Below are 23506 nucleotides of genomic sequence, written 5' to 3'. Positions count from 1 at the left end.
CATCCAGAAAATATAATTAAATCAATTAGTTGCGCCGTCTGTCCGAGTGTCCGCTCCGGGGTAAACCGTCCGCTTCAGTGTCCGGTCCTGCACGCGGACAGGGGCGCCGTCAGGCCCGCCCGCCATTGCGCCTCTTCGGCGGAGCGCGGCGGCAGCAGGAAATCGATGCGCGCGCTCAGCGGATCGTCGCCGGCGTCGTCGCGCAGATTGCTCAGGCCCTCGAAGCGCAGCAGACGCCGGCTCGTCTGCCCGTAGGACACGTCGACATGCGGAACCAGCCAGCCCAGGACGCCCCCCAAGCGCAGGCGGAAGGTCCAGGCCGCTTCGCCGGCGATGCGCGTCTGGCCGACGCGACGCACGCTGAACCCGATGCTTTCCAGGCGGGACGGCACCGCGAAATCCAGGCTCACGGTCTCGCCGGCCACGAGCGGGGTCCAATGGCGGCGAACGAACTCGTCGAAACCCGCGTCGGCCACCAACTGTCGCGAACTCAGGTCGGCACTGCGTTCCGTGGTCTGGCCCGGGCGGCGCACGAACACGGTCGGGGTCGCCCCCTGCCTCAGGCCTTCGCGGTAGCCGCTGCGCTGGTCGTCGAAACGGAAGGCCGGCGCTACCGGCGATACCCGGTAGTCGACGAACTTGCGTCCGAACGCCGTGCCGTCCGGGCAGCGGTAGAGCACGAGGCGCTCAAGCCGGCGCTCGCCTTCGCTGCGCACCCAGTGCTGTTCGCGATAGAGCTCGGCGCGTGTCTCGGGATCGCGGGCGATGCCTTCCTCGTAAGTCAGGCCGGCGCGCGCGGCGAGCGGCGCCAGCGCCAGGCACAGCAGTGATAGCCGCAGGATCACCACGGCAGCGGCTGCCCGTGGCGATCGAGAAAGGCGCCGTGGCAGTCGGCGGGCAGGCGGTCCAGGGTCTGCAACAGGTCGTGCACGGCGTGCTCCGGGTCGAGGGCGGCATTCGGGCCGCCCATCTGCGTACGCACCCAGCCCGGATGCAGATTCACCACGCGCACGCCGTCGGCGGCGAGCGCAGCGCCGAGCAGGACGCCGGCCATGTTCAGGGCGGCCTTGCTGATCGCGTAGCTGGGCGAATGGAACTGCCGCGTGCTGGCGATCGAGCCCAGTTCGGTGCTCAGGTTGGCCACGCAGGGGCGGCGGCCGCGCGCCAGGGCCGGCGCAAGCGCCTGCGCGAGCAGCAGCGGCGCGACCGTATTGGTGCGCAGCGTGGCCTCCAGCGTCTCGGCGCGCAGCTGTCCGAAGCGTTCGCCGGTCGGCAGCACGCCGGCATTGTTGATGAGCAGGTCCAGCGCCTCGACGTGCGCGCCGACGTCGGCGGCGAATGCGGAAAACCGCGCGCTGTCGTTCACGTCCAGTGCCAGCAAGTGCAGCCGGTCCGGGTGCGCGGGCAGCAGGTCGCGCAGGGCGGTATTGGCGGTCGGTTCGCGGCAGGTCGCGAGCACCTGGTCGCCGCGCGCGAGCAGGGCCCGCACGAAGGCCAGACCGAGGCCACGGCCGGCGCCGGTGACGAGGACGCGTCGGGGAGCGGGAGAGTTCATGGCCCGACTATGCCCATCGACCTAGTGTATGCGCCGTCAATCGCGGCTAGGATGCCCGACCCGGGTCGATTCCCCGTGTCCGGTTCGACCGCTTTCCCTCCCACTCCACAGGTGCTCCATGACGACCTTGCTGCGCCGGCCCCGTGCCTCCCTGCTCGCCCTTGCCATCGCCCTCGCCGCGGGTCTGCCTGCGTCCTATGCCGCGCCCGCCGCGCCGGCCAAGGTCGACATCGCCTACGAGCAGTTCACCCTGCCCAACGGCCTGCGCGTGATCGTGCACACCGACCGCAAGGCGCCGATCGTCGCCGTTAACCTGTGGTACCACGTCGGCTCCAAGGACGAGGCCGCCGGCCGCAGCGGTTTTGCGCACCTGTTCGAGCACCTGATGTTCAACGGCTCGGAAAACCATCCGGGCGATTATTTCGGTCCGTTCGAACTCGCCGGCGCGACCGACATGAACGGCACGACCAACAACGACCGCACCAACTATTTCGAGAACGTGCCCACCACCGCGCTGGACATGGCCCTGTGGATGGAATCGGATCGCATGGGTCACCTGCTCGGTGCACTCGACCAGGCCACGCTCGATGAGCAGCGCGGCGTGGTGCAGAACGAAAAACGCCAGGGCGAGAACCAGCCCTACGGCCGCGCCTGGGAAGTCATGGCGCGCGCGACCTATCCCAAGGGCCATCCGTACCACCACACCACGATCGGTTCGATGAACGATCTCAACGCGGCCTCGCTCGAGGACGTGAAGACCTGGTTCCGCAGCTGGTACGGCCCCAACAACGCCGTGCTCGTGCTCGCCGGTGATATCGACGTCGCCACCGCCAAGGAAAAAGTCGCGCGTTACTTCGGCGACATTCCGGCGTCGGCCTCGCTTGCGGCGAAGCCGGCGATGATCGCGCCGCGCACGACGTCCACGCGCGAGACGATGACCGACCGCGTTGCGCAGACGCGCATCTACAAGCTCTGGAACGTGCCGCAGTACGGCGCGCCCGACATCGAGCGCCTGCAGCTGTTCGCGCAGGTTCTGGGTGGCAGCCGCGCCTCGCGTCTGGACCAGCGCCTGGCGTTCGGCGACAAGCTCGTCGACAACGTCAGCGCCTCGGTCGATGCGTCCGAACTCGGCGGCCAGTTCTTCATCAGCGCCGACGTGAAGCAGGGCGTGGATCCGGCCCTGGTTGAAAAAGCCATCGACGAGGAACTCAAGAAACTGCTCGCGACCGGCCCGACCGCGGCCGAACTCGAGCAGGCCCGCACCGTGTTCCGCGCCGGCTTCATCCGCGGCATCGAGCGCATCGGCGGTTTCGGCGGCAAGGCCGATGCCCTGGCCGAATGCGCCGTCTACACCGGCGACGCCGGCTGCTTCCGCGAATCGCTGGCGCGCATCCAGGCCGCGACCGGCGCCGAGATCAAGGCGTCCGGCAACCAGTGGCTGAGCCGCGGCGACTACACGCTGACGATCACCCCGGGCGAGCGCGGCGCTGCGACGGAAGAACCCTCGGTGGCCGCACCGCCGGCGACGATTCCCGCCGCCGATCCCAAGTACACGACCCTGCCCAGCCAGGTCGACCGCAGCCAGGGCGTGCCGCAGACCTCGGAATTCCCGAGCCTGCAGTTCCCGGCCCTGCAGCGCGGACGTCTGGCCAATGGCATGACCATCATCCTGGCCGAGCGCCATGACGTGCCGGTCGTGCAGCTGAGCATGGAATTCGCCGGTGGTTTCTCCACCGACCAGGGGCGCAAGCTCGGCACCGCCAGCTTCACGATGGGCATGCTCGACGAAGGTGCCGGCGACCTCGGCGCGATCGCCCTGGGCAACCGCAGCGAATCGCTCGGTGCGAACATCGGCACCGGCGCCAGCCTCGACGCCGCCAGCGTCTCGCTCTCGGCGCTGAAGGAAAAGCTCGACGACTCGCTGAGCCTGTATGCCGACGTGATCCGCCGTCCGCGTTTCGAAGACGCCGAAATCGAGCGCGTGCGTGCGAACTGGCTCGCCGGCATCAAGCAGGAAAAAACCCGTCCCAACTCGATGGCCTCGCGCGTGCTGATGCCCAGCCTGTACGGCCCGGGTCATCCCTATGCGATCCCGTTCAGCGGCACCGGCACGGAAGCGTCGATCGCGTCGCTCAATCGCCTGGACATGACCGCCTGGCACACCCAGCAGATCCGTCCGGACAACGCGACCGTGATCGTCGTCGGCGACACCACGCTGGCCGAGATCACGCCCCTGCTCGAGAAGCACTTCGGTGACTGGTCCACGGCCGCGATGGCCAAGCCCACGGTGAGCCTGCCGACGGCGGCGCTGCCGACCAAGCCGCGCGTGTTCCTCATCGACCAGCCCGGCGCGATCCAGTCCAACATCCTCGTCGGCCAGCTCGTGGCGTCGAGCAAGGACCCGGCTGCGCTCGATTTCGATATCGCCAACGGCGTGCTCGGCGGCGAGTTCAGCTCGCGTCTGAACATGAACCTGCGCGAGAACAAGCACTGGGCCTATGGGTCGTACAGCGGCGTCGGCAGTGCCCTGGGCCAGCGCCCGTGGACGGCGTCGGCCGGCGTGCAGAGCGACAAGACGATCGAGTCGATCAAGGAAATGCAGCGCGAGATCACCGACTACGCCAGCGGCAAGGCCCCGGCCACGCCGCAGGAAGTCGCCAAGATCCAGGCCACGGAAGTGCGCGGCCTGCCCGGTTCGTTCGAGACCGCGCGCGCGGTGCTCAATGCCGTCAGCGGCATCAATCGCTACGGTCGTCCCGACGACTACGTCGTGCAGCGCAAGACGCGCATCGAAGCCATGACCCCGGCCGGCGTGCAATCCGCCGCCGCCGCGATCAAGCCGCAGGCGCTGACTTGGGTCATCGTCGGCGACCTGAGCAAGATCGAAGCCGGTGTGCGCGCGCTCAACATCGGCACGGTGCAGGTCGTCGATGCCGACGGCAAGCCGGTCACCGCGCCGGCGGCGACACCCGCCAAGTAAACGCCAGCCTCATTGGCGGTTCACGACGGACGGGGCCACAATCCCGTCCGTCGTGTTTTTCAGCCCTGCTTTTTCGACCCGGAGATTCCGCATGCGCCTTCCCGTCCTGTCCCTTGCCCTGGTGCTGTCCCTGTCGGCCTGCACGTTCGTGAAAATGGGCCCCGGCGGCGAACAGGTGAAGGTGGTCGCGGCCAACAAGGATCTGGCCGCCTGTGAGAAGCGCGGCGAGATCGAAGTGTCGGTGAAGGACCGCCTTGGTCCGTACTCGCGCGACGCGCTGCGCGTGCGCGACGAGCTCGAAACCCTCGCCCGCAACGAGGCGCCCGGTCTGAAAGCCGACACCGTGCAGCCGCGCACCGAGCCCAAGGACGGCGTGCAGCGCTTCACCGCCTTCCGCTGCGCCGGCGCCCCGATTTCGACCGCGCCGCCGGCCAAGGACAGCGCCGAGACCATTCCCCTGAAGGAATGAGCGCGTTTTTCATGACGTAGACCGCGCTTTTGCCGGTCTTCACGACCGTTTAGGTTGAGCCGGAAGGCCGAAAGCGGTAACTTTGACGGGTTTCCCCCTAGGTTGCCTCCCATGCTGTTCACCCACGTCGCCATTGCCGGCCTTGCCCATATCGATGCGCCGCACGCCCTGAGCTCGGCCGACATCAATGCCCGTCTCCAGCCCACCATGGACCGGCTCGGCATCAAGACCGACGTGTTGCAGGACATCGCGGGCATCTTCTCGCGCCGCATGTGGGACGACGAAACCCAGTCCTCCGACGCCGCGACGATGGCCGCCGAAAAGGCGCTGCTCGACGCGAACGTGCCGCGCGACAAGATCGGCTTGCTGGTCAACACCTCGGTCAGCCGCGACTTCCTCGAGCCGTCCACGGCCTCGATCGTCTCGGGCAACCTGGGCCTGGGCGAGAACTGCCAGAACTTCGACGTCGCCAACGCCTGCCTGGCGTTCCTCAACGGCATGGACATCGCCAGCCGCATGATCGAACGCGGCGACATCGAGTACGCGCTCGTCGTCGATGGCGAGACCGCGAACCTGGTGTACGAAAAGACCCTGACCCGCCTGAGCGATCCGAACGTCACCGAAGAGCAGTTCCGCAACGAACTCGCCTCGCTGACCCTGGGCTGCGGCGCCGCCGCGATGGTGCTCGCGCGCGCTGAACTCGTGCCGGACGCGCCGCGCTACAAGGGCGGCGTCACCAAGGCCGCCACGCAGTGGAATACGCTGTGCCGCGGCAACCTCGACCGCATGGTCACCGATACCCGCATGCTGCTGATCGAGGGCCTCAAGCTCGCGCAGAAGACCTTCGTCGCCGCCCGCCTCGCGCTGGGCTGGGCGGTCGAGGAAATGGACCAGTTCGTGATCCACCAGGTCAGCCGCGTGCACACCGAAGCCTTCATCAAGGCCTTCGGCATCGATCCGGCGAAAGTGCTGACCATCTTCAACGAGCACGGCAACATCGGCCCGGCCTCGGTGCCGATCGTGCTGAGCAAGCTCAAGGAAATGGGCCGTCTGAAGAAGGGCAACCGCATCGCGTTGCTCGGCATCGGCTCGGGTTTGAACTGCTCGATGGCAGAAGTCGTCTGGTGAGCCACCCGTCCCTGAACGCCGAACAGGCGCGCGTCCTCCACAAGGGTCCGTTCCCGGACTATCCGTTCAACCCGCGCCGCTTCGACCGCGGCGCCGGCATCGAGATGAGCTATCTCGACGAAGGTCGCGGTGATCCGGTGGTGATGCTGCACGGCAATCCGTCGTGGAGTTACTACTGGCGCAAGCTGGTGCTCGGCCTGCGCGACAAGTACCGCTGCATCGTGCCCGACCACGTCGGCATGGGTCTGTCGGACAAACCCGCGGACGACAAATACCTGTACACGCTGCAGTCGCGCGTGCTCGATCTCGACCGCCTGCTCGATTCGCTGAACCTGGGCGACAACATCACGCTCGCCGTGCACGACTGGGGCGGCATGATCGGTTTCGGCTGGGCGCTAAAGCATCACGCGCGGGTCAAACGCCTGGTCATTCTCAACACCGCGTCGTTCCCGCTGCCGGCCGCGAAGGCGATGCCCTGGCAACTCAAGCTCGGTCGCGATTCGCGGCTGGGCACGGGCCTGATCCGCGGCTTCAACGCCTTCGCCGCGGGCGCGACCAAACACGGCGTGCTGCAGCCGATGTCGCCGGCCGTACAGCGCGCGTATGTCGCGCCCTACGACTCGTGGGCCAATCGCATCAGTACGCTGCGCTTCGTGCAGGACATTCCGCTGTCGCCCGGCGACCGCGCCTGGCCGCTGGTCGACAAGGCGCAGAAAGCGCTGCCGTCGTTCGCCGACCGCCCGGCCTTCATCGGCTGGGGTCTGCGCGATTTCGTGTTCGACCGGCATTTCCTCGAGGGCTTCACCTCGGCGCTGCCCCAGGCCGAGCAACGCATCTTCGGCGACGCGGGCCATTACGTGCTCGAAGACAAGGCCGATGCCCTGGTGCCGGCGATCCGTCATTTCCTCGACGAACACCCGCTCTGAGGTTTCGGGAAAACGCCGCGTCGCCGGTGCGATGCGGTTGACGGCGGCTGACGGGCACCCTTGAGTCCATGACCGAACCCTGCAACATCGCCGCTGTTCTTCCCCGCATGGCCGCCGAACGCGGCGACCAGATCGCCATGCGCTGTCCGGGCGCGCGCGGCGCCGACGGATTTGCGCGCTACGACGAAGCGATCAGCTATCGCGATCTCGAAAACCGCTCCAATGCCATCGCCGCGGGCCTGGCCACGCTCGGCATCGTGCGCGGCACGCGCACGGTCGTGATGGTGCGGCCGTCGCCGGAATTTTTCCTGCTGATGTTCGCCTTGTTCAAGGCTGGCGCAGTGCCGGTGCTGGTCGACCCGGGCATCGCCAAATCGGCGCTCAAGCAGTGCCTGGACGAGGCCGAGCCGGACGCTTTTATCGGCATTCCGCTCGCGCACGCCGCACGTTGCGTGCTGCGCTGGGCGCGTAGTGCGCGCGTGCAGGTGACGGTCGGTCGCCGCTGGTTCTGGGGCGGACACACGCTCGCGCAGGTCGAAGCGCTCGGCGCCCACGCCGGGCCGCAGCTCGCGGACACCGCGCCCGACGAAATGGCAGCGCTGCTGTTCACCTCCGGCTCGACTGGCGTGCCCAAGGGCGTGGTGTATCGCCATCGTCATTTCGTCGCGCAGATCGACCTGCTGCGCACCGCCTTCGGCATCGAAGCGGGCGGCATCGACCTGCCGACGTTTCCGCCGTTCGCGTTGTTCGATCCGGCCCTGGGTCTGACCTCGATCATTCCCGACATGGACCCGACCCGACCCGCGCAGGCCGACCCGCGCAAGCTGCTGCACGCGATCGAAAAATTCGGTGTCACGCAGTTGTTCGGATCGCCGGCCTTGATGGCCGTGCTCGCCAGGCATGGCGCGAAACTGCCGACACTGCGCCGCGTGACCTCGGCCGGTGCACCGGTGCCGCCGGACGTGGTCGCGACAATGCGCGAGTTATTGCCCGACGACGCGCAATTGTGGACGCCCTACGGCGCGACCGAATGCCTGCCCGTTGCGGTCATCGAAGGCCGCGAACTGCAGGCCACGCGCGTGGCGACCGAACGCGGCGCCGGCACTTGTGTCGGCCACCCGGTCGCTGCGAACGACGTACGTCTGATAGAAATCACCGACGCGGCGATTGCCGACTGGCGCGATGGTCTGCAGGTCGCGCCGGGCGTCGTCGGCGAGATCACCGTCGCCGGACCCTCGGCGACCGACGAATATTTTCGGCGTCCGCAGGCGACCGCGCTGGCGAAAATCCGCGAACAGCACCGCGATCACGGCGAGCGCATCGTGCATCGCATGGGCGATCTGGGCTGGTTCGACGAGGAGGGTCGGCTGTGGTTCTGCGGTCGTAAATCGCATCGCGTCGACACCGTGCATGGCTCCTTGTTCACCGAGCAGGTCGAGCCGGTGTTCAACACGCATCCGGACGTGCGCCGCACGGCCCTGGTCGGCCTCGGCGAACGCGGCCGGCAGCGGCCGGTGCTCTGCGTGGAGCTGCAGCCGGGCACCGCCTCTGGCGAACAGGCGCGCATCCGCAGCGAGCTGCTGCGGATCGGCGGCGGCTTCGTGCACACCGGCCGCATCGATACGCTGCTGTTCCACGCCGGCTTCCCGGTCGACATCCGCCACAATGCCAAGATTGGCCGCGAACAGCTCGCGCGCTGGGCCGCGAAAAAAATCGGAACCCCGGCATGAAGGTTCTCGTCACTGGCGGCAGCGGTTTCCTCGGACGCGGCCTGTGCGCGGCCCTGATCGCGCGTGGCTACGAGGTCACCAGCTACCAGCGCGGTTTCTCGCAGGCCATCGAAGCCCTCGGTGTTCGTCAGGTGCTGGGCGATCTCACCGATGCCGCGACCCTGATCCGGGCCTGCGCCGGCCAGGACGCGGTTTTCCACAACGCCGCCAAGGCCGGCGCCTGGGGCAGCTACGAAAGTTATTACGACGCGAACGTGCGCGGCACGGAAAACGTGCTCGCCGCTTGCCGTGCGAACGGCATCGCCCGCCTCGTCTACACCTCCACGCCGAGCGTGACCCACAGCGGGCGCACGCCGGTCGAGGGCGGCAACGAAATCGACACGCCCTACGGCAAAAACTTCAAGGCGCCGTATCCGGCGACGAAAACGCTCGCAGAGATCGCCGTGCTCGCCGCGAACGACGCGACGCTCGCGACCGTCGCACTGCGTCCGCGCCTGATCTGGGGCCCGGGCGACACCCAGTTGCTGCCGCGCCTGGTCGAACGTGCACGCGCGGGCCGACTGCGCTTCGTCGCGGGCGGGCACAACCGCATGGACACGACCTACATCGACAATGCCGTGCAGGCGCATTTGGCGGCGTTCGACCACCTCGCGCCCGGCGCGGCCTGTGCGGGCAAGGCGTATTTCATTTCCAACGGCGAGCCGACGACGGCCCGCGAGATCGTCAACGCCCTGCTCCAGGCCGTGGATGCGCCGACCGTCGACGGCAGCATTCCGTATGCCCTCGCCTATGCGGCGGGGGCCGTGATGGAAGTGCTGTGGCGGATCTTCCCGCTGTCGGGCGAGCCGCCGATGACGCGATTCCTTGCCGAACAACTGTCGACCCCGCACTGGTACGACATCTCCGCCGCGCGCCGCGATTTCGGCTACGTGCCCGCCGTGACCCGCGCCGAAGGCCTGCGCCGCACCGCCGCCGACTGGACCCGTCACGGCGCCCGTTAAGGCTGCACGCAGTCGCCACTGTCTCGGGACGGGACGGTCCTGCGGCTACAATGCGCCCATGAGCACGCCCTCGCCGCTGGATTCCCTCAAGCCCGTTGCCGGCCGTGCGCTGGAGATCGCGCTCAACCGTCTGCTGGCGCTCGACCCCGACACGGCGGCCGCCGTGCGCAAGCTCGACGGCAAACGCATCGAACTCGCCCTCGTCGCGCCCGCGATGGCACTGGCGATCACCGTGCGCCAGGGCCAGCTCGAGGTCGGTCCGCCCGACGCCGGCAACGAACCCGACCTCGGCCTGCGCGCGACTCTCGGCGGCCTGCTCGCGCAACTGCCGTTCGCGCGCACCTCGGATGCGCCGCCGGTCGGCAAGCTGCGCATCAATGGCGACGCCGAGCTCGCGCGCACACTGCAGCAACTCGCCGGACGCTTCGATCCCGATTGGGACAAGCCCTTTGCCGATGCGCTCGGCCCTGTGTTCGGTCCGCAGGCAGCTCGCGTCTTGCGCGAGGCCCTGCGCGGCGGCGGCAAGCTCGCGCAGAACCTCGCGCGCGATGCCGCCGACTACGTCACCGAAGAAACCCGCGATGTCGTCGCCAAGGCCGAACTCGCCGCTTTCCACGACGATGTCGATGCCCTGCGCGATCGCGCCGAACGGCTCATCGCGCGCGCCGACCGCCTGCGTGCCCGCCACGGAGACAGTGCATGAGGCGCTCGGCCTTCCGCGCGCTGCGCATCGCGCGCGTGCTGCTCAAGCATCGGCTCGATGGCCTGTTGGAGAACACCGCATTCGGCCGCTGGCTGTGGCTGTTGCGGCCGTTCTCGGCGGTGCGCAGCGAAGAAGCGAACCTGCCGCGTGGTCAGCGCCTTCGCCTGGCGCTGCAGGAACTGGGCCCGATCTTCGTGAAGTTTGGCCAGGTGCTGTCGACGCGACGCGATCTGCTGCCGCCCGACATCGCTGACGAACTCAATCTGCTGCGCGACCAGGTCGCGCCGTTCCCGGGCGAACTGGCCAAGCTCGAAATCGAACGTGCGTTGGGCAAGCCGGTCGGCGAGCTGTTCGCGAGTTTCGACCCCGTGCCGCTCGCATCCGCGTCGATCGCGCAGGTGCATCCGGCAACCCTGCACGACGGCCGCGAGGTCGTCATCAAGGTGCTGAGACCAAATATCCGTGCGCAGATCGAGGCCGATATCGGCCTGCTGCGCACGCTGGCCTCGTTCACCGATCGCCATCATCCCAATGCCGAAAAGATCCAGCCGCAGGCGGTTGTGTCGGAAATCGAGATGACGCTGTTTGCCGAACTCGACCTGCAGCGCGAAGGCGCGAACGCCAGCCTCATGCGTCGCCTGTGGCTCGATTCCGACGATCTGTACGTGCCGGAAGTGCACTGGCCGCTGTCGACCGAGACCGTGCTCACGATGGAACGCGTCCACGGCATCGGCTCGGACGATGTCGCGGCGATCGAGGCCGCGGGCATCGACCGGCGCGCACTCGCCGCCAAGGGCGTGCGTGTGTTCTACACGCAGGTGTTCCGCGATAATTTTTTCCATGCCGATGCGCACGCCGGCAATATCTGGATCGATGCCACGCGCGTGGACAACCCGCGCTTCATCGCCCTGGATTTCGGCATCGTCGGCCAGCTGACACCGCGCGACCAGTATTACCTCGCCGAAAACTTCATGGCGATCTTCCAGCGCGATTACCGGCGCATCGCCGAGCTACACGTCGAAGCCGGCTGGATGCCGTCCAATATCCGCATCGACGAGCTCGAAGCCGCGACGCGCTCGGTCTGCGAGCCGTATTTCACCCGGCCGCTGTCGCAAATCTCGCTCGCCGAGGTCATGGTCAAGCTGTTCCGTACCGCGCAACGATACGAGCTGACCTTGCAGCCGCAGCTGATCCTGCTGCAGAAAACCCTGCTCAATGTCGAAGGTGTCGCGCGCCTGCTCGATCCCAAGCTCGATATTTTTGCGGTCGCTTCGCCGGTACTGGAAACCATCCTGCGCGAACGCTACAGCCCGGCCACCCTGATCACCGAGTTCCGCAAACGCCTGCCCGAGCTCATCACGCATGCGCCGGACATGCCGCGCCTGGTGCGCGACTGGCTCTCGCAGCAGGTCGATGGTCGCCACTCGCTGCGCATGCAGTCCGATGACCTGGCCGAACTCGCGCGTATTTCGCGCGAAGGCCAGCGCAAGGCGGTGTACGCGATTCTCGGCACCGGGCTGATGATCACCGCCACCGTGCTTTTCACCTTCGATCGCGGCGGCCCGCATTTCCTGTCCCTGACCGCCGCGACCTGGATCGCCGGCGCTGCCGCGCTCGGCGCCTTCCTCGCCGCCTGGCCGCGCCGATAGGAACGGGCTTGATCGAGGTCTTGTACGAAGATGCGCAGCTCGCGGTCGTCAACAAACCCGCCGGCCTGATGGCGCATGCCAGTGCCATGGCGCGCGGCGAAGACGATTTTCTCGACGAGCGTCTGCGCGCGCAGTTCGGCAAATCCATTCACCTGATCCATCGCCTCGACCGGGCGACCAGCGGCTGCCTGCTCGTCGCCTTCGACCGCGACATCGCCGCGGCGCTCGGCGGCGTGTTCATGTCGCGCGAGGTCGACAAGCACTATCTCGCGATCTGCCGCGGCTGGCCGGACGAGGAATTCGTCGTCGACTACGATCTCGACGGCGGCCCGGGCAAACCGGTCAAGAAGCCGGCGATCACGCGCTTCCGCCGGCTCGCGACCGCCGAGATCGACACGCCCAGCGCGCAGCATCCGACCTCGCGTTATGCCCTGCTGCGCTGTTCGCCCGAAACCGGCCGTTACCGGCAGATCCGTCGCCACCTCAAGCATCAGTTCCACCATCTTATCGGCGATTCCAGCCATGGCGACGGCCGGCACAACCGCAGCTTCCGCATGCTCGGCGTGCACCGCATGCTGCTGCACGCCTGGCAGCTGTCCTTCCTGCATCCGGTCACCGGCGAACGGCTGACGGTGACTGCGCCGCCGGACGCGGAATTTTGCAAGGCGCTGGCGGTTCTTTCGATCGATTTCGCCGGCTGAACGCCCGCGTCAAGGCTTGAATGCCGGCGGGGCAGGCGTCAGGCTAGCGGCATGGCCAAGCTCTATTTCTATTATTCGGCGATGAACGCCGGCAAGACCACGACGCTGCTGCAGAGCGCGTACAACTACCACGAGCGTGGCATGCGCACGGTCATCCTGACGCCGCGCCTGGACAACCGCGCTGGCGAAGGCGTGGTCGCCTCGCGCATCGGTTTGAAAGCGCGCGGGCTGATCTTCGAGCGCGAAGACGATCTGCTGCAGCTCGTCGCCGCGGACATCGCCGCGCGCGGTGCACTGGGCTGCGTGCTCGTCGACGAGGCGCAGTTCCTGAGCAAGAACCAGGTCTGGCAGTTGAGCGAGATCGTCGACAAGCTCAAGGTGCCCGTGCTCGCCTACGGCCTGCGCACGGATTTCCGCGGCGAATTGTTCGAAGGCAGCCAGTACCTGCTCGCCTGGGCCGACAATCTCATCGAGATCAAGACCATCTGCCACACCGGCAAGAAGGCGACGATGGTTGTACGCGTCGACGAAAACGGCCGCGCCGTCACCGACGGCCCGCAGGTCGAGATCGGCGGCAACGACCGTTACGTGTCCGTCTCGCGCAGCGAGTTCAAGAAGATCATGGCCGGCGAAGGCCGCATCGACCTGCAGCAGCCGCAGTTGCCGCTGGACGCGGGGTTGTAGCAGCTCAGGAAACGAAAAGGTCCACCGTTTTCTCAAACTGCCAAAGTCCGTCGACGCGTTTCAAGACCACGGCGAAGCCGACCGTGCCAAGGCAATTGCTCCGTGCGGTCGCGACGTTCGTGGACGCCACAAAAACGACGGCGTGATCTCGAGCTGGCGTGTATCCGACCGGCGACAACCTCAGCACTACGTTCGCGTCACGATGGTGGCCGTGGAAAAGCGCCCAGGCGACCCGACAGTTCGAACGGAACAAACTCCGTAGTTCGTCGTCCGACAAGACCTGTGCCTCAGGCGCACCCAGGAAAGCGGGAGACAGTGTTGTGGGTGGAATCTCAAATTTCAGTGGCCCGGGCAGACGAGCGTCCTTCAGGGGATCAAACGAACTCGGGTCAGCCGGACGATCGATGACATAGACGGGGGATTTCTCGGCGCCGAAGTGTGCAAACACAGCGTGGTAGACGCTGGTGGAATCACTCGATGGAGAGGAGCAGCAGACGCAGACCCACAAAACAAAGGCCAATGCGACCAGCAGGCGGACCTGGACTCCGGATTGGCTCAAGCGCATCAATTCGCCGCCGGACAATCCGCACTCATGCGCTGCAGGCGGCGCTGCAAGCGCAGGTGTTCGGGTTCGCCGAGTTTCGCGGCGGCGAGGGCCTGCGCGCGCAGAGTCTGGCCGATCAGCCACGATTCCACGCGACAGGTGTGTGCGGCCTGCAGGGCCTGCAATTGCCAGCGGCCGCGGCGATGCGCGGCATCGTCGGGCAACAGCTGCAGGCTGGCGGCGAGCCGCGCGTCGGTGTCGGGCGCGTCCGAGAGCACGGCCACGCGTGCTCTCGCCAGCGCGACGGCCGGGTCGCGCGCGTTCACGGGAATCGCATCGACCTGGCCCAACCACTGTTGCGCGCGCTCGCGATCGCCGCGATCGAGCGCGGCTTCGCCGAGCAGGGCCAGTGCGGTCCCGGGATGCTCGCCGGATTTGGAGCGCAACACCGCGACGCACTCGCGACCGCTGCTCTCCGCGAGGGCGTCTTTCGCCTGGTCGCTTTGTGCCATCGCCAGCCAGCACAGATCCCAGGCGTGCGCGGACAGCTGTGTGTGCTCGCGCCACAGACGCACGGCCTCGGTCAGCGCGGTTTCGGCATCGGCCGCGCGGTCGCGATCGAGCGCAAGCCGGCCGCGCAGGCTGACGATCTCGGCGAACTGCAGACTGTCCGATCCCCAGCGTTGTCCCACACTGTCTTCGGCCAGTTCCAGCAGGCGTTCGGCTTCCTGCAGTTTGCCGACGCGCGCGAGTTCTTCGGCCAGTCGCTGCTGCACGGCTGTCGTGCGCGGATGCTGCGTGCCGAACCGGCCCAGTGCGATGTCCAGCGCCTGGCGATAGGCGGCTTCGGATTCGACCAGATTGTCCTGGCGATCGTAGGCCTCGCCCAGGCTGCGCCAGATGTCGACGCCAAGCGCATTGCGTTCGCCAACGCTGGCGCGCAATTTCGCCAGCGCGTCGCGCAGGGCGCTGATGCCTTCGACGGTCTGGCCATCGTCGAGCTGTAGCAATGCCAGATCGGTCTGGCTCTCGGCTTCGAGCGCGCCGCTGCCGGCATTGCCACGCCGCAGTTTCAGCGACTCGCCAAACAGATCGCGGGCGACATCGCGGCCATTGAGCTGGCGATGGCAGCGGCCGAGCTGCGATTCGAATTCCGCCGTCTGCAAGGGCGCGCGATGCGCCTCGTCGCGTGCCTTCGACAGCAGCGGGCTCAAGGCCGTGAGGCAGTCCTGCGCGCGGCCGAGCTCGCGCAGGCTGCGCCCGCGCAGCGCCGCGGCTTCCAGTTGCAGGGTCGGCGGCGCAGACGGACCGAGGCTGTGGATGATTTCCTGCTGGCGATCGAGCAGGCGCAGGGTTTCGCGATCGTCGCCCAGGCCCGAGCGCAACCGCGCGATCAGGCCCAGCAACTCCGCGCGCGCCTGCGGCTGCGTCGCGAGTTCGGTGTCGGCACGGCGCACGCCGGCATCGAGCAGTGCGCGCACGTCCAGGCCCTGCGCATGGCTGGCATTGCCGGTGTTTTCGAACAGCGCGATCACGAAATCCTGCATCGCCTGCGCGCGCGAGGCTTCCTGCACCGCGCGATTGGCCTGCCAGGTCACGATCGCGAGCGTGATCGTCAGCACAGCGGTCGCCGCGCCGCCCAGACCGACCGCGAGCGCATGCCGGCGCAGGTATTTGCGCGCGCGGTAGCCGAAACTCTGCGAGCGCGCCTGCACCGGCTGGCCATCGAGGTAGCGGCGCAGATCCTGTGCGAGCGCTTCGACCGAGGGATAGCGATGCTCGGGTACCTTGTCGAGCGTCTTGAGAATGATGCGGTCCAGATCGCCGGACAGATGCCGCACGCGCCGGCGATCGACGAGCAGCCCGCTCTCTTTCGCCAGACGCGCGACCGCCGCCGACGGCCGGATCGGTTCCGCGCCAAGAATCGCCTCTTCCCAAGCGGCGTCGGTTTGCCGCTCGAGGTCGTAGGGAATGCAGTCGGTCAGCAGTTCGTAGAGCACCACGCCGAGCGAATACACGTCGGTCATCGTGGTGATCGCTTCGCGCCGCAGCTGTTCGGGCGCGGCGTAGTGCAGGGTGAAGGCGCGGCTGTCGGTCTGGGTGATCTCGGTGAGTTCTTCGGCGGCCTGGTCGAGCAACTTGGCGATGCCGAAATCGAGCAGGCAGACTTCGCCGGCCGGCGTGACGAGGATGTTCGACGGTTTCAGGTCGCGGTGCACGACGAGGTTGGCGTGCGCATGGCTGACCGCTGCGCAGACCTGCGCGAACAGGTGCAGGCGCGTGCGCACGTCGAGGCCATGCTTTTTCGCGTAGTCGGTGATCGGATCGCCACGCACGTAGTCGAGCGCGAGATAGGGCTGGCCGTCCTGACTGATGCCGGCGTCGAGCAGGCGGGCGATATGCGCATGGCCCAGGCGCGCGAGAATCTGCCGCTCGCGGGTGAAACGCGCGCGCAGACCGGCATCGCCCAGCCCCGGGCGCAGCAGCTTGAGCGCGACGCGACGTTCGTACAGGCCGTCCGAGCGCATCGCCAGCCAGACCTGGCCCATGCCGCCTTCGCCGAGCGGCGCGACCAGACGATACGGACCGATTTCTTGACCGGCCTGCGGCGCGAACAGGTTCGCATCGACCAGCGGCTGCGCCAGGAAGTCCGGTCGCTCGTCCTCGAGCGACATCATCTTCTTCAGTTCGGCGGCGAGCTCGCCGTCTTCGCGTGCGATGCGCGCCAGACGCGCGTCGCGGGACGGGCCGGTCAGTTCCAGCAGTTCATCGAGCAGGGGCGACAGGCGGGACCAGCGATCGCCTTGCATGGACAGGTCTCAGCCTTGCAGCGAGGCCAGCAGGTACATCCGGGCCTTCTGCCAGTCGCGGCGCACGCTGCGTTCAGAGCGTTTGAGCAGGCCGGCGATCTCGGCCTCGGACAGGCCGGCGAAATAACGCAGCTCCACGACCTGCGCGAGGCGCTGGTCGACGTCGGCCAGGCGGGTCAGCGCGGTGTCGAGACCGAGCATTTCCTCGTCCAGGCGCATGCCGCCGCCCAGATCCTCGGGCAGGTCGGTCACGCGGTGCAGGTCGCCGCCGCGTTTGACCGCCAGGCGCTGGCGCGCGTAGTCCACGACCACGCTGCGCATCGCCGAGGCGGCATACGCAAAAAAGTGGGCGCGGTCCTCGAATTCGGCATCGGCGCGGCCGACCAGGCGCAGATAGGCCTCATGGACCAGGCCGGTGGCGTCGAGGGTATGGCCGTTCTGGCCGCCCAGCTGGCGCCTGGCCATGCCGTGCAGCTCGCGGTAAAGCGTGGACAGCACGCGGTCCAGGGCACTGCGGTCTCCGCCGCGCGCCGCGCTCAACCACTGCGTGATGTCTGCCGTTTCGCTCATGACTCCCCGGACCCGTCTGCGCGGGTTGCCGACACTATAGCCCGAACGTGATGGCTGTCACGACCCTGGACCGGTCAGCGCTGGCAGTGGCCGCACCAGGCGGACGCGCGATTGCCCAGGCGCGTGTCGCGGATGCGCCGGCCGCAGACCTTGCAGGCCTCGCCCTCGCGCCCGTACACGAACAGCTCCTGCTCGAAATACCCCGGCGCGCCGTCGGCATTGAGGAAGTCGCGCAGGGTCGTGCCGCCGCGTTCGATCGCGTGGCTGAGAATCGTGCGGGCCGCGTCCGCCAGGCGCACATAGCGTTCGCGACTGATCGTGCCGGCCGGGCGCGTCGGTGCGATGCCGGCGCGGAACAGGCTTTCCGCCGCATAGATATTGCCCACGCCGACGACGATCGCCTGATCCATGAGGAAGGTCTTGACCGGGGCTTTGCGGCCGCGGCTCGCCGCGAACAGATAGTTGCCGTCAAACCCGTCCGACAGCGGTTCCGGTCCCAGATCGCGCAGCAGGTCGTGGGTCTGGTCGGCCGGCTGCCAGAGCAGGCAGCCGAAGCGGCGCGGGTCGGTGAAGCGCAGCACGCGGCCCGAATCCAGGCTCAGGTCGACGTGGTCGTGCGTGCCGACCGGCGTCTTGGCCGGCAGCACGCGCAGCATGCCCGACATGCCCAGGTGCAGCAGGGCGCTGCCCGGGGCCGTGTCGATCAGCAGGTACTTCGCGCGCCGGCGCACGTCGAGCACGGTCTGGCCGGGCAGCAGCTCGGCGATCTCGGGCGGGATCGGCCAGCGCAGGTCCGGCCGGCGCAGCGTCACGCCAGTGATACGGCGCCCGTGCAAATGTGGCGACAGACCGCGACGGGTGGTTTCGACTTCGGGCAACTCGGGCATGGCGACAGTCTAAACGGCGACTGGCAAAGCTGCTGCGGCAGCGCTAGCCTTCAGCCGGGCTTCAATTGTCCCGCTCCTATCATCGGCGCGCTGTTGGTTTGACAGTGCGGGCGACGGGACCTGGCAGTACCCGATCCGCGCCTTGGACATCACGAAGGAGAGCTTCCATGAAAGGATTTTCCGGTTTCCTGCTGTTCGCACTGGCCTTGCTGATCGCGGCGCCCACGCCCGCCGCCGCCCAGTCCCTGCCTCCGGGCAGCTACCTCGAGACCTGCCGCGACTATCGCGTCGACGGCGGCTGGAGCGGCAACTACCGCGGCACCCTGACGGCGAAATGCGCCGACAGCCGCGGCCGTTTCAAGACCACCAGCATCAGCGCCGACTGCTACGGTGAGATCGCCAACCAGAACGGCCGTCTCGTGTGTACCGGTTACACCAATAACTACGCGCCGCGCGGCAGTTACCTGCTCAGCTGCTACAACGTGCAGTCCTACGGCAATACCCTGTCGGCGAGCTGCCTGGACCAGAACAACTACAGCCGGCGCAGCCAGATCAATCCCAACAGCTGTCGCAATCGCGACATCGCCAATGCTGGCGGCCAGCTGACCTGCTCCAATACCGCGCCCAGCGGCAGCTACCAGCAGAGTTGCGACAGCGCCTACGTCAGCGGCAACACGTTGACCGCCCGCTGCCGCGATCCGAACAACTACCTGCGCCGCAGCTCGATCAACATCAACAGCTGTCGCAATCGCGACATCGCCAATGTCGGCGGTAACCTGACCTGCAGCGGCTATGACAATGGCAACGGCGGCAACATCCCGGCGGGCTCCTACCAGCAGACCTGCCGCGATGCCTCGGTGCGCGGCAGCACGCTGACCGCGACCTGCGAAGACGCCAATGGCCGCGATCGCCGCACCTCGATCAACGTCAACAACTGCCGTAACCGCGACATCGGCAACAACAACGGCAACCTGACCTGCACGAACTACGGCGGCGGCGTGCCGTCCGGTTCTTACCAGCAGACCTGCCGCGACGCGTATGTCAGCGGCAGCACGCTGACCGCGACCTGCGAAGACGCCAATGGCCGCGATCGCCGCACCTCGATCAACGTCAACAACTGCCGCAACCGCGACATCGGCAACAACAACGGCAACCTGACCTGCACGAACTACGGCGGCGGCGTGCCGTCCGGGTCCTACCAGCAGACCTGCCGCGATGCGTATGTCAGCGGCAGCACCCTGACCGCGACCTGCCAGGACGCCGGTGGCCGGGAACGTCGCAGCTCGGTCAACGTGAACGACTGCCGCGGTCGCGACATCGGCAACGACAACGGCTACCTGCGCTGCCGTTAAGCCGGACCGGGCGACCTCCGAACCGCGGCCCCGCAACGGGCCGCGGTTTTTTTGTGCCCGTCAGTCGGCTGGCACCTTGCCCCGAAGGCGTCCGGCCCCCATACCAAGGGCACAGGTGAAACCCGGGGCGTCCGGGGCATCATCCCGCCCCCCGCCGGAGTTTCCCGTCCATGTTTCTCCCCGTTCTCGACTGGCTCGCCCGTGGCCTGACCCAGGCCAGCTACTGGCAGATGGCCGGCTATTTCCTGGTCATGGTGCAGCTGACGATCTTCACCACGACCCTGTACCTGCACCGCAGCGCGACGCACCGCGGCGTCGATTTCCATCCGGTGCTCGTGCACGCGTTCCGCTTCTGGTCCTGGCTGACGATGGCGATGGTGACCAAGGAATGGGTCGCGGTGCATCGCATGCATCACGCCAAGTGCGAGACCGAAGAGGATCCGCACAGCCCGCGTTTCCATGGCATCCACCAGGTGCTCTGGCGCGGCGTCGAGCTGTACCAGGACGCGCGCCTGGACAAGGCGATGTTGGAGAAATACGGCAAGGGCACGCCCGACGACTGGCTCGAGCGTCACGTTTACACGCCGCGTTCCACGCTCGGTCCGATCCTGATGCTGGTCATCAGCGTGAGCCTGTTCGGTGTGCCCGGCCTGTTCATGTGGGCGCTGCAGATGGCCTGGATTCCTTTCTGGGCTGCGGGCGTCATCAACGGTCTCGGCCATTGGTGGGGCTATCGCAATTTCGACACGCACGACACGGCGACCAATCTCACGCCCTGGGCCCTGTGGATCGGCGGCGAAGAGCTGCATAACAATCACCACGCGTTCCCGAGCTCGGCGAAGTTCGCGCTGCGCCGATTCGAGGTCGACATCGGCTGGATCGCGATCCGCGCGCTGCGCGCCGTCGGCCTGGCCAAGGTGTTGCGCGTCGCGCCGGAATTGAACCTGCGGCCGAACATCGCCGTGCCCGACGCCGAAACCCTGCGCGCGATGATGGCGCACCGCTGGCAGGTCGCGACCGACTATTTCACGACCGTGCTCAAGCCCGCCGTGCAGACCGAGGCGCGCGAGTTGCCGGGCCGTCTGCGCCGTGCGCTGCGCAGCGACGGCCGCTGGCTCGACGAGGCGCACCGGCTCAAGCTGCAGGCCTTCATCGCCTCGCGCCCGCAGCTCGCCACCCTGGTCGCGCATCGCCAGCGCCTGCTGGCGATCTACGAGCTCAAGAGCGCGGCGATGGACGCCCGTGTCGACGCCAAGATGGAGGCCCTGCGCGCCTGGTGTGCCGACGCCGAAGCCTCGGGCATCCGCGCGCTGGAAGAGTTCTCGGCGCGCCTCAAAGGCTACGCCCTGGCGCCCGCGCACGCCTGACCGGCAGCCGGCTTGCGGGCCGGCCCGCCGCGCGGTTCAATGGGTCGGGCCGCCGGGGGGCGGCCATCAGGGGAATCTCATGAAACGCATCGTATTTGCCGCGGCGCTCGCGCTCGTCGCTTCGTCCGCGCTCGCCAGCGATCTGGTGATCAAGAACAAGTCGCTGTGGGACATCCACCGCATCTACCTGTCCTCCTCGGACGACGACAGCTGGGGCGAAGACCAGCTCGACGACGACATCCTCAAGAGCGGCCAGACCCTGCGCCTGCACGGCGTGAGCTGCGACAGCTACGACGTCAAGCTCGTCGACGAAGACGGCGATGTCTGCGAACTGCGCGGCGTCAAACTGTGCGGCGACGAAGCCTGGACGATCGACGACGACGCCTTGCTGAGCTGCCAGCGCAACAGCAACTGAGTTTGGTAACGGCGAAAGAGAAGCCCGCCGAAAGGCGGGCTTTTGTTTTCATCGCGGCCTTCAGGCGTCGCGCCGCTCGCGCACCAGGTTCGCGACGACCGCCGGATCGGCGAGCGTGGAGATGTCGCCGAGCTGGTCGGGCAGGTTCTCGGCGATCTTGCGCAGGATGCGCCGCATGATCTTGCCCGAGCGCGTTTTCGGCAGCCCCGGCGCCCATTGCAAATGGTCGATGCCGGCGATCGCGCCGATCTCCTGGCGCACGAAAGCGATCAACTCCTTTCGCAGCGCCTCGCTCGGATTCTCGCCGGCATTGAGCGTGACATAGGCATAGATGCCCTGCCCCTTGATGTCGTGCGGAAAGCCCACCACGGCCGCTTCGGCGACTTTGGGATGCGCGACGAGCGCGCTTTCGACTTCCGCCGTGCCGATACGGTGCCCGGAGACATTGATGACATCGTCGACGCGCCCGGTGATCCAGTAGTCGCCGTCCTCGTCGCGCCGGCAGCCGTCGCCGGTGAAATAACTACCCGGATAGGTGCGGAAATACGTGTCGAGAAAACGCGCATGATCGCCGTACACCGTGCGCATCTGCCCCGGCCAGCTGCCGAGCAACACCAGATTGCCCTCAGCGGCGCCGTCGAGAATCGCGCCGTTCGCATCGACGAGTGCGGGCCGGATGCCGAAAAACGGTCGCGTCGCCGAGCCCGGCTTGAGGTCGGTCGCACCCGGCAGCGGTGAAATCAGGATGCCGCCGGTCTCCGTCTGCCACCAGGTGTCGACAACCGGGCAGCGTTTCTCGCCGACGGTCTCGTGATACCAGCGCCAGGCTTCGGGATTGATCGGCTCGCCGACCGTGCCGAGCAAGCGCAGCGACGCGCGCGAGGTGCGTTGCACCGGCGCAGCGCCTTCGCGCATGAGCGCGCGGATCGCCGTCGGTGCGGTGTAGAAAATCGTGACCCGGTGCTTGTCGATGACATCCCAGAAGCGCGAATGATCCGGATGATTGGGCACGCCTTCGAACATCACCGTCGTCGCGCCGTTCGCGAGCGGGCCATAGACGATATAGCTGTGGCCCGTCACCCAGCCGACATCGGCGGTGCACCAGTAGACATCGTCTTCGCGCAGGTCGAACACGCAGGCATGCGTGTAGCTGGCAAACAGCAGGTACCCGCCGGTCGTGTGCAGCACGCCCTTGGGTTTGCCGGTGCTGCCCGAGGTGTACAGGATGAACAGCGGATCTTCGGCGTTCATCGCCGTCGGCGCGCACGCATCGGGCTGGCCCTCGACCACGGCCTCGTACCAGCGGTCGCGCGGCATCTGCATCGGCACGGCGGCCCCGGTGTGGCGCACGACGAGCACGGTTTCCACCGCGGTCGTGCCCGGGCGCTTGAGCGCCTCGTCGACATTGGCCTTCAGCGGAATGCGCTTGCCGCCGCGCCGGCCTTCGTCGGCGGTGATCACGAGTTTGGAATCGCAATCGGCGAGGCGCCCGGCCAGCGAATCGGGCGAGAAGCCGCCGAACACCACCGAATGAATCGCACCGATGCGCGCGCAGGCGAGCATCGCCACCGCTGCCTCCGGAATCATCGGCAGATAGATCGTGACCCGATCGCCCTGGCGGATGCCGAGCTTGCGCAGCGCGTTCGCCAGACGGCCGACGCGCGCGTGCAGCTCGCGATAGCTGATGTGCTGTGCGGGTTCGTTGGGTTCGTCCGGTTCCCAGAGGATCGCGGTCTTGTCGCCGCGGGTCGCGAGATGCCGGTCCAGGCAGTTCGTCGCGACATTGAGCTCGCCGTCGGCGAACCAGCGCACGCGGAAATCGTCGAGCGCGAAATTCGACTCGTCGATGCGCGTCGGCACCGTGATCCAGTCCAGCCGCTGCGCCTTTTCCGCCCAGAATTCGTTCGGATCGGCGATCGAGTGCGCGTAATCGCGGGCATAACTCTCGGCCGTGATCTGTGCGGTGGCGGCGAAGGCAGGATCGACGGGGATTTTGGTTTGGGTCATGGCGAAACCTCCGGCCATGACTTTAGCA

General features: G+C 67.3%; 20 protein-coding genes. 13 read left to right on the top strand and 7 right to left on the bottom strand.

The window, feature by feature from the left end; all coding sequences use genetic code 11:
• Positions 1-74 precede the first annotated feature (74 nt).
• Together G467_RS16210 and G467_RS16205 are read right to left on the bottom strand one after the other, a co-directional pair.
• A complete protein-coding gene (locus tag G467_RS16210; RefSeq protein ID WP_022969499.1) occupies positions 75-848 on the bottom strand; it encodes a hypothetical protein in 774 nt (257 codons plus the stop codon).
• The gene (locus G467_RS16205; protein ID WP_022969498.1) at positions 842-1555 is read right to left on the bottom strand and encodes an SDR family oxidoreductase; all 714 of its coding nucleotides are present in this window, start codon (positions 1553-1555) and stop codon (positions 842-844) included. Before G467_RS16205 ends, G467_RS16210 begins: the two co-directional genes overlap by 7 nt.
• A gap of 118 nt (positions 1556-1673) precedes the next feature.
• Between G467_RS16205 and G467_RS0109465 the strand changes: the two genes are divergently transcribed.
• From G467_RS0109465 to G467_RS0109420, 10 genes are all read left to right on the top strand, one after another.
• The gene (locus G467_RS0109465; protein ID WP_022969497.1) at positions 1674-4535 is read left to right on the top strand and encodes a M16 family metallopeptidase; all 2862 of its coding nucleotides are present in this window, start codon (positions 1674-1676) and stop codon (positions 4533-4535) included.
• 91 nt (positions 4536-4626) lie between these two features.
• A complete protein-coding gene (locus G467_RS16200) occupies positions 4627-5004 on the top strand; it encodes a DUF4156 domain-containing protein (protein ID WP_022969496.1) in 378 nt (125 codons plus the stop codon).
• A 111-nt stretch (positions 5005-5115) separates the two neighbouring features.
• The gene (locus G467_RS0109455) at positions 5116-6132 is read left to right on the top strand and encodes a 3-oxoacyl-ACP synthase III (protein ID WP_022969495.1); all 1017 of its coding nucleotides are present in this window, start codon (positions 5116-5118) and stop codon (positions 6130-6132) included.
• 104 nt (positions 6133-6236) lie between these two features.
• Positions 6237-7058 (top strand): alpha/beta fold hydrolase, encoded by an 822-nt coding sequence (locus G467_RS0109450; RefSeq protein ID WP_051130458.1) that lies wholly within the window; start codon positions 6237-6239, stop codon positions 7056-7058.
• 68 nt (positions 7059-7126) lie between these two features.
• Complete coding sequence (gene oleC / locus G467_RS0109445; protein WP_022969493.1) at positions 7127-8788, top strand: olefin beta-lactone synthetase; 1662 nt, start codon at positions 7127-7129, stop codon at positions 8786-8788.
• On the top strand, positions 8785-9789 hold the full coding sequence (oleD, locus tag G467_RS0109440) for a 2-alkyl-3-oxoalkanoate reductase (protein WP_022969492.1): 1005 nt from the start codon (positions 8785-8787) through the stop codon (positions 9787-9789). The genes oleC and oleD overlap by 4 nt, the downstream gene beginning before the upstream one ends.
• A 58-nt stretch (positions 9790-9847) precedes the next feature.
• Positions 9848-10492, top strand: coding sequence for a ubiquinone biosynthesis accessory factor UbiJ (locus tag G467_RS0109435; RefSeq protein ID WP_022969491.1), 645 nt, complete (start codon positions 9848-9850; stop codon positions 10490-10492).
• Positions 10489-12141, top strand: coding sequence for a ubiquinone biosynthesis regulatory protein kinase UbiB (gene ubiB, locus G467_RS0109430; RefSeq protein WP_022969490.1), 1653 nt, complete (start codon positions 10489-10491; stop codon positions 12139-12141). Before G467_RS0109435 ends, ubiB begins: the two co-directional genes overlap by 4 nt.
• A gap of 8 nt (positions 12142-12149) precedes the next feature.
• On the top strand, positions 12150-12842 hold the full coding sequence (locus tag G467_RS0109425) for a pseudouridine synthase (protein ID WP_022969489.1): 693 nt from the start codon (positions 12150-12152) through the stop codon (positions 12840-12842).
• A 51-nt stretch (positions 12843-12893) separates the two neighbouring features.
• A complete protein-coding gene (locus G467_RS0109420; RefSeq protein ID WP_022969488.1) occupies positions 12894-13526 on the top strand; it encodes a thymidine kinase in 633 nt (210 codons plus the stop codon).
• Between the two features lie 4 nt (positions 13527-13530).
• Here the strand turns inward: G467_RS0109420 and G467_RS0109415 are convergent, their stop codons facing one another.
• The 4 genes from G467_RS0109415 to mutM all read right to left on the bottom strand — a co-directional run bounded on the left by G467_RS0109415 (position 13531) and on the right by mutM (position 18337).
• Entirely contained in the window at positions 13531-14109 is a 579-nt protein-coding gene (locus G467_RS0109415) for a hypothetical protein (RefSeq protein WP_155844863.1), read from the bottom strand.
• A complete protein-coding gene (locus tag G467_RS17515) occupies positions 14091-16880 on the bottom strand; it encodes a serine/threonine-protein kinase (RefSeq protein WP_022969486.1) in 2790 nt (929 codons plus the stop codon). Before G467_RS17515 ends, G467_RS0109415 begins: the two co-directional genes overlap by 19 nt.
• Before the next feature lie 9 nt (positions 16881-16889).
• Complete coding sequence (locus G467_RS0109400; RefSeq protein WP_022969485.1) at positions 16890-17450, bottom strand: ECF-type sigma factor; 561 nt, start codon at positions 17448-17450, stop codon at positions 16890-16892.
• A 74-nt stretch (positions 17451-17524) separates the two neighbouring features.
• Positions 17525-18337: a bifunctional DNA-formamidopyrimidine glycosylase/DNA-(apurinic or apyrimidinic site) lyase gene (mutM, locus tag G467_RS0109395; protein WP_022969484.1), complete on the bottom strand. Its 813-nt coding sequence runs from the start codon at positions 18335-18337 to the stop codon at positions 17525-17527.
• 167 nt (positions 18338-18504) lie between these two features.
• Between mutM and G467_RS16190 the strand changes: the two genes are divergently transcribed.
• From G467_RS16190 to G467_RS0109380, 3 genes are all read left to right on the top strand, one after another.
• Positions 18505-19689, top strand: coding sequence for a CVNH domain-containing protein (locus G467_RS16190; protein ID WP_022969483.1), 1185 nt, complete (start codon positions 18505-18507; stop codon positions 19687-19689).
• Between the two features lie 170 nt (positions 19690-19859).
• Complete coding sequence (locus G467_RS0109385) at positions 19860-21056, top strand: DesA family fatty acid desaturase (protein WP_022969482.1); 1197 nt, start codon at positions 19860-19862, stop codon at positions 21054-21056.
• A gap of 79 nt (positions 21057-21135) precedes the next feature.
• Positions 21136-21471, top strand: coding sequence for a hypothetical protein (locus G467_RS0109380; protein WP_022969481.1), 336 nt, complete (start codon positions 21136-21138; stop codon positions 21469-21471).
• 60 nt (positions 21472-21531) lie between these two features.
• Here the strand turns inward: G467_RS0109380 and acs are convergent, their stop codons facing one another.
• The gene (gene acs / locus G467_RS0109375; RefSeq protein ID WP_051130445.1) at positions 21532-23496 is read right to left on the bottom strand and encodes an acetate--CoA ligase; all 1965 of its coding nucleotides are present in this window, start codon (positions 23494-23496) and stop codon (positions 21532-21534) included.
• Positions 23497-23506: the final 10 nt, after the last annotated feature.

This window comes from Arenimonas oryziterrae DSM 21050 = YC6267 (genome assembly GCF_000420545.1).
GTDB classification, from domain to species: Bacteria; Pseudomonadota; Gammaproteobacteria; order Xanthomonadales; family Xanthomonadaceae; genus Arenimonas; species Arenimonas oryziterrae.
Note: the sequence above shows the minus strand (reverse complement) of the source record. Positions and strands in the feature narration are given on the sequence as shown.

Bases quoted from the DNA above. Each gene is read 5' to 3' on its own strand.
- G467_RS16205 (WP_022969498.1), bottom strand. From the start codon at position 1,555: ATGAACTCTCCCGCTCCCCGACGCGTCCTCGTCACCGGCGCCGGCCGT.
- G467_RS0109465 (WP_022969497.1), top strand. From the start codon at position 1,674: ATGACGACCTTGCTGCGCCGGCCCCGTGCCTCCCTGCTCGCCCTTGCC.
- G467_RS16200 (WP_022969496.1), top strand. From the start codon at position 4,627: ATGCGCCTTCCCGTCCTGTCCCTTGCCCTGGTGCTGTCCCTGTCGGCC.
- G467_RS0109455 (WP_022969495.1), top strand. From the start codon at position 5,116: ATGCTGTTCACCCACGTCGCCATTGCCGGCCTTGCCCATATCGATGCG.
- G467_RS0109450 (WP_051130458.1), top strand. From the start codon at position 6,237: ATGAGCTATCTCGACGAAGGTCGCGGTGATCCGGTGGTGATGCTGCAC.
- oleC (WP_022969493.1), top strand. From the start codon at position 7,127: ATGACCGAACCCTGCAACATCGCCGCTGTTCTTCCCCGCATGGCCGCC.
- oleD (WP_022969492.1), top strand. From the start codon at position 8,785: ATGAAGGTTCTCGTCACTGGCGGCAGCGGTTTCCTCGGACGCGGCCTG.
- G467_RS0109435 (WP_022969491.1), top strand. From the start codon at position 9,848: ATGAGCACGCCCTCGCCGCTGGATTCCCTCAAGCCCGTTGCCGGCCGT.
- ubiB (WP_022969490.1), top strand. From the start codon at position 10,489: ATGAGGCGCTCGGCCTTCCGCGCGCTGCGCATCGCGCGCGTGCTGCTC.
- G467_RS0109420 (WP_022969488.1), top strand. From the start codon at position 12,894: ATGGCCAAGCTCTATTTCTATTATTCGGCGATGAACGCCGGCAAGACC.
- G467_RS17515 (WP_022969486.1), bottom strand. From the start codon at position 16,880: ATGCAAGGCGATCGCTGGTCCCGCCTGTCGCCCCTGCTCGATGAACTG.
- G467_RS0109400 (WP_022969485.1), bottom strand. From the start codon at position 17,450: ATGAGCGAAACGGCAGACATCACGCAGTGGTTGAGCGCGGCGCGCGGC.
- mutM (WP_022969484.1), bottom strand. From the start codon at position 18,337: ATGCCCGAGTTGCCCGAAGTCGAAACCACCCGTCGCGGTCTGTCGCCA.
- G467_RS16190 (WP_022969483.1), top strand. From the start codon at position 18,505: ATGAAAGGATTTTCCGGTTTCCTGCTGTTCGCACTGGCCTTGCTGATC.
- G467_RS0109385 (WP_022969482.1), top strand. From the start codon at position 19,860: ATGTTTCTCCCCGTTCTCGACTGGCTCGCCCGTGGCCTGACCCAGGCC.
- G467_RS0109380 (WP_022969481.1), top strand. From the start codon at position 21,136: ATGAAACGCATCGTATTTGCCGCGGCGCTCGCGCTCGTCGCTTCGTCC.
- acs (WP_051130445.1), bottom strand. From the start codon at position 23,496: ATGGCCGGAGGTTTCGCCATGACCCAAACCAAAATCCCCGTCGATCCT.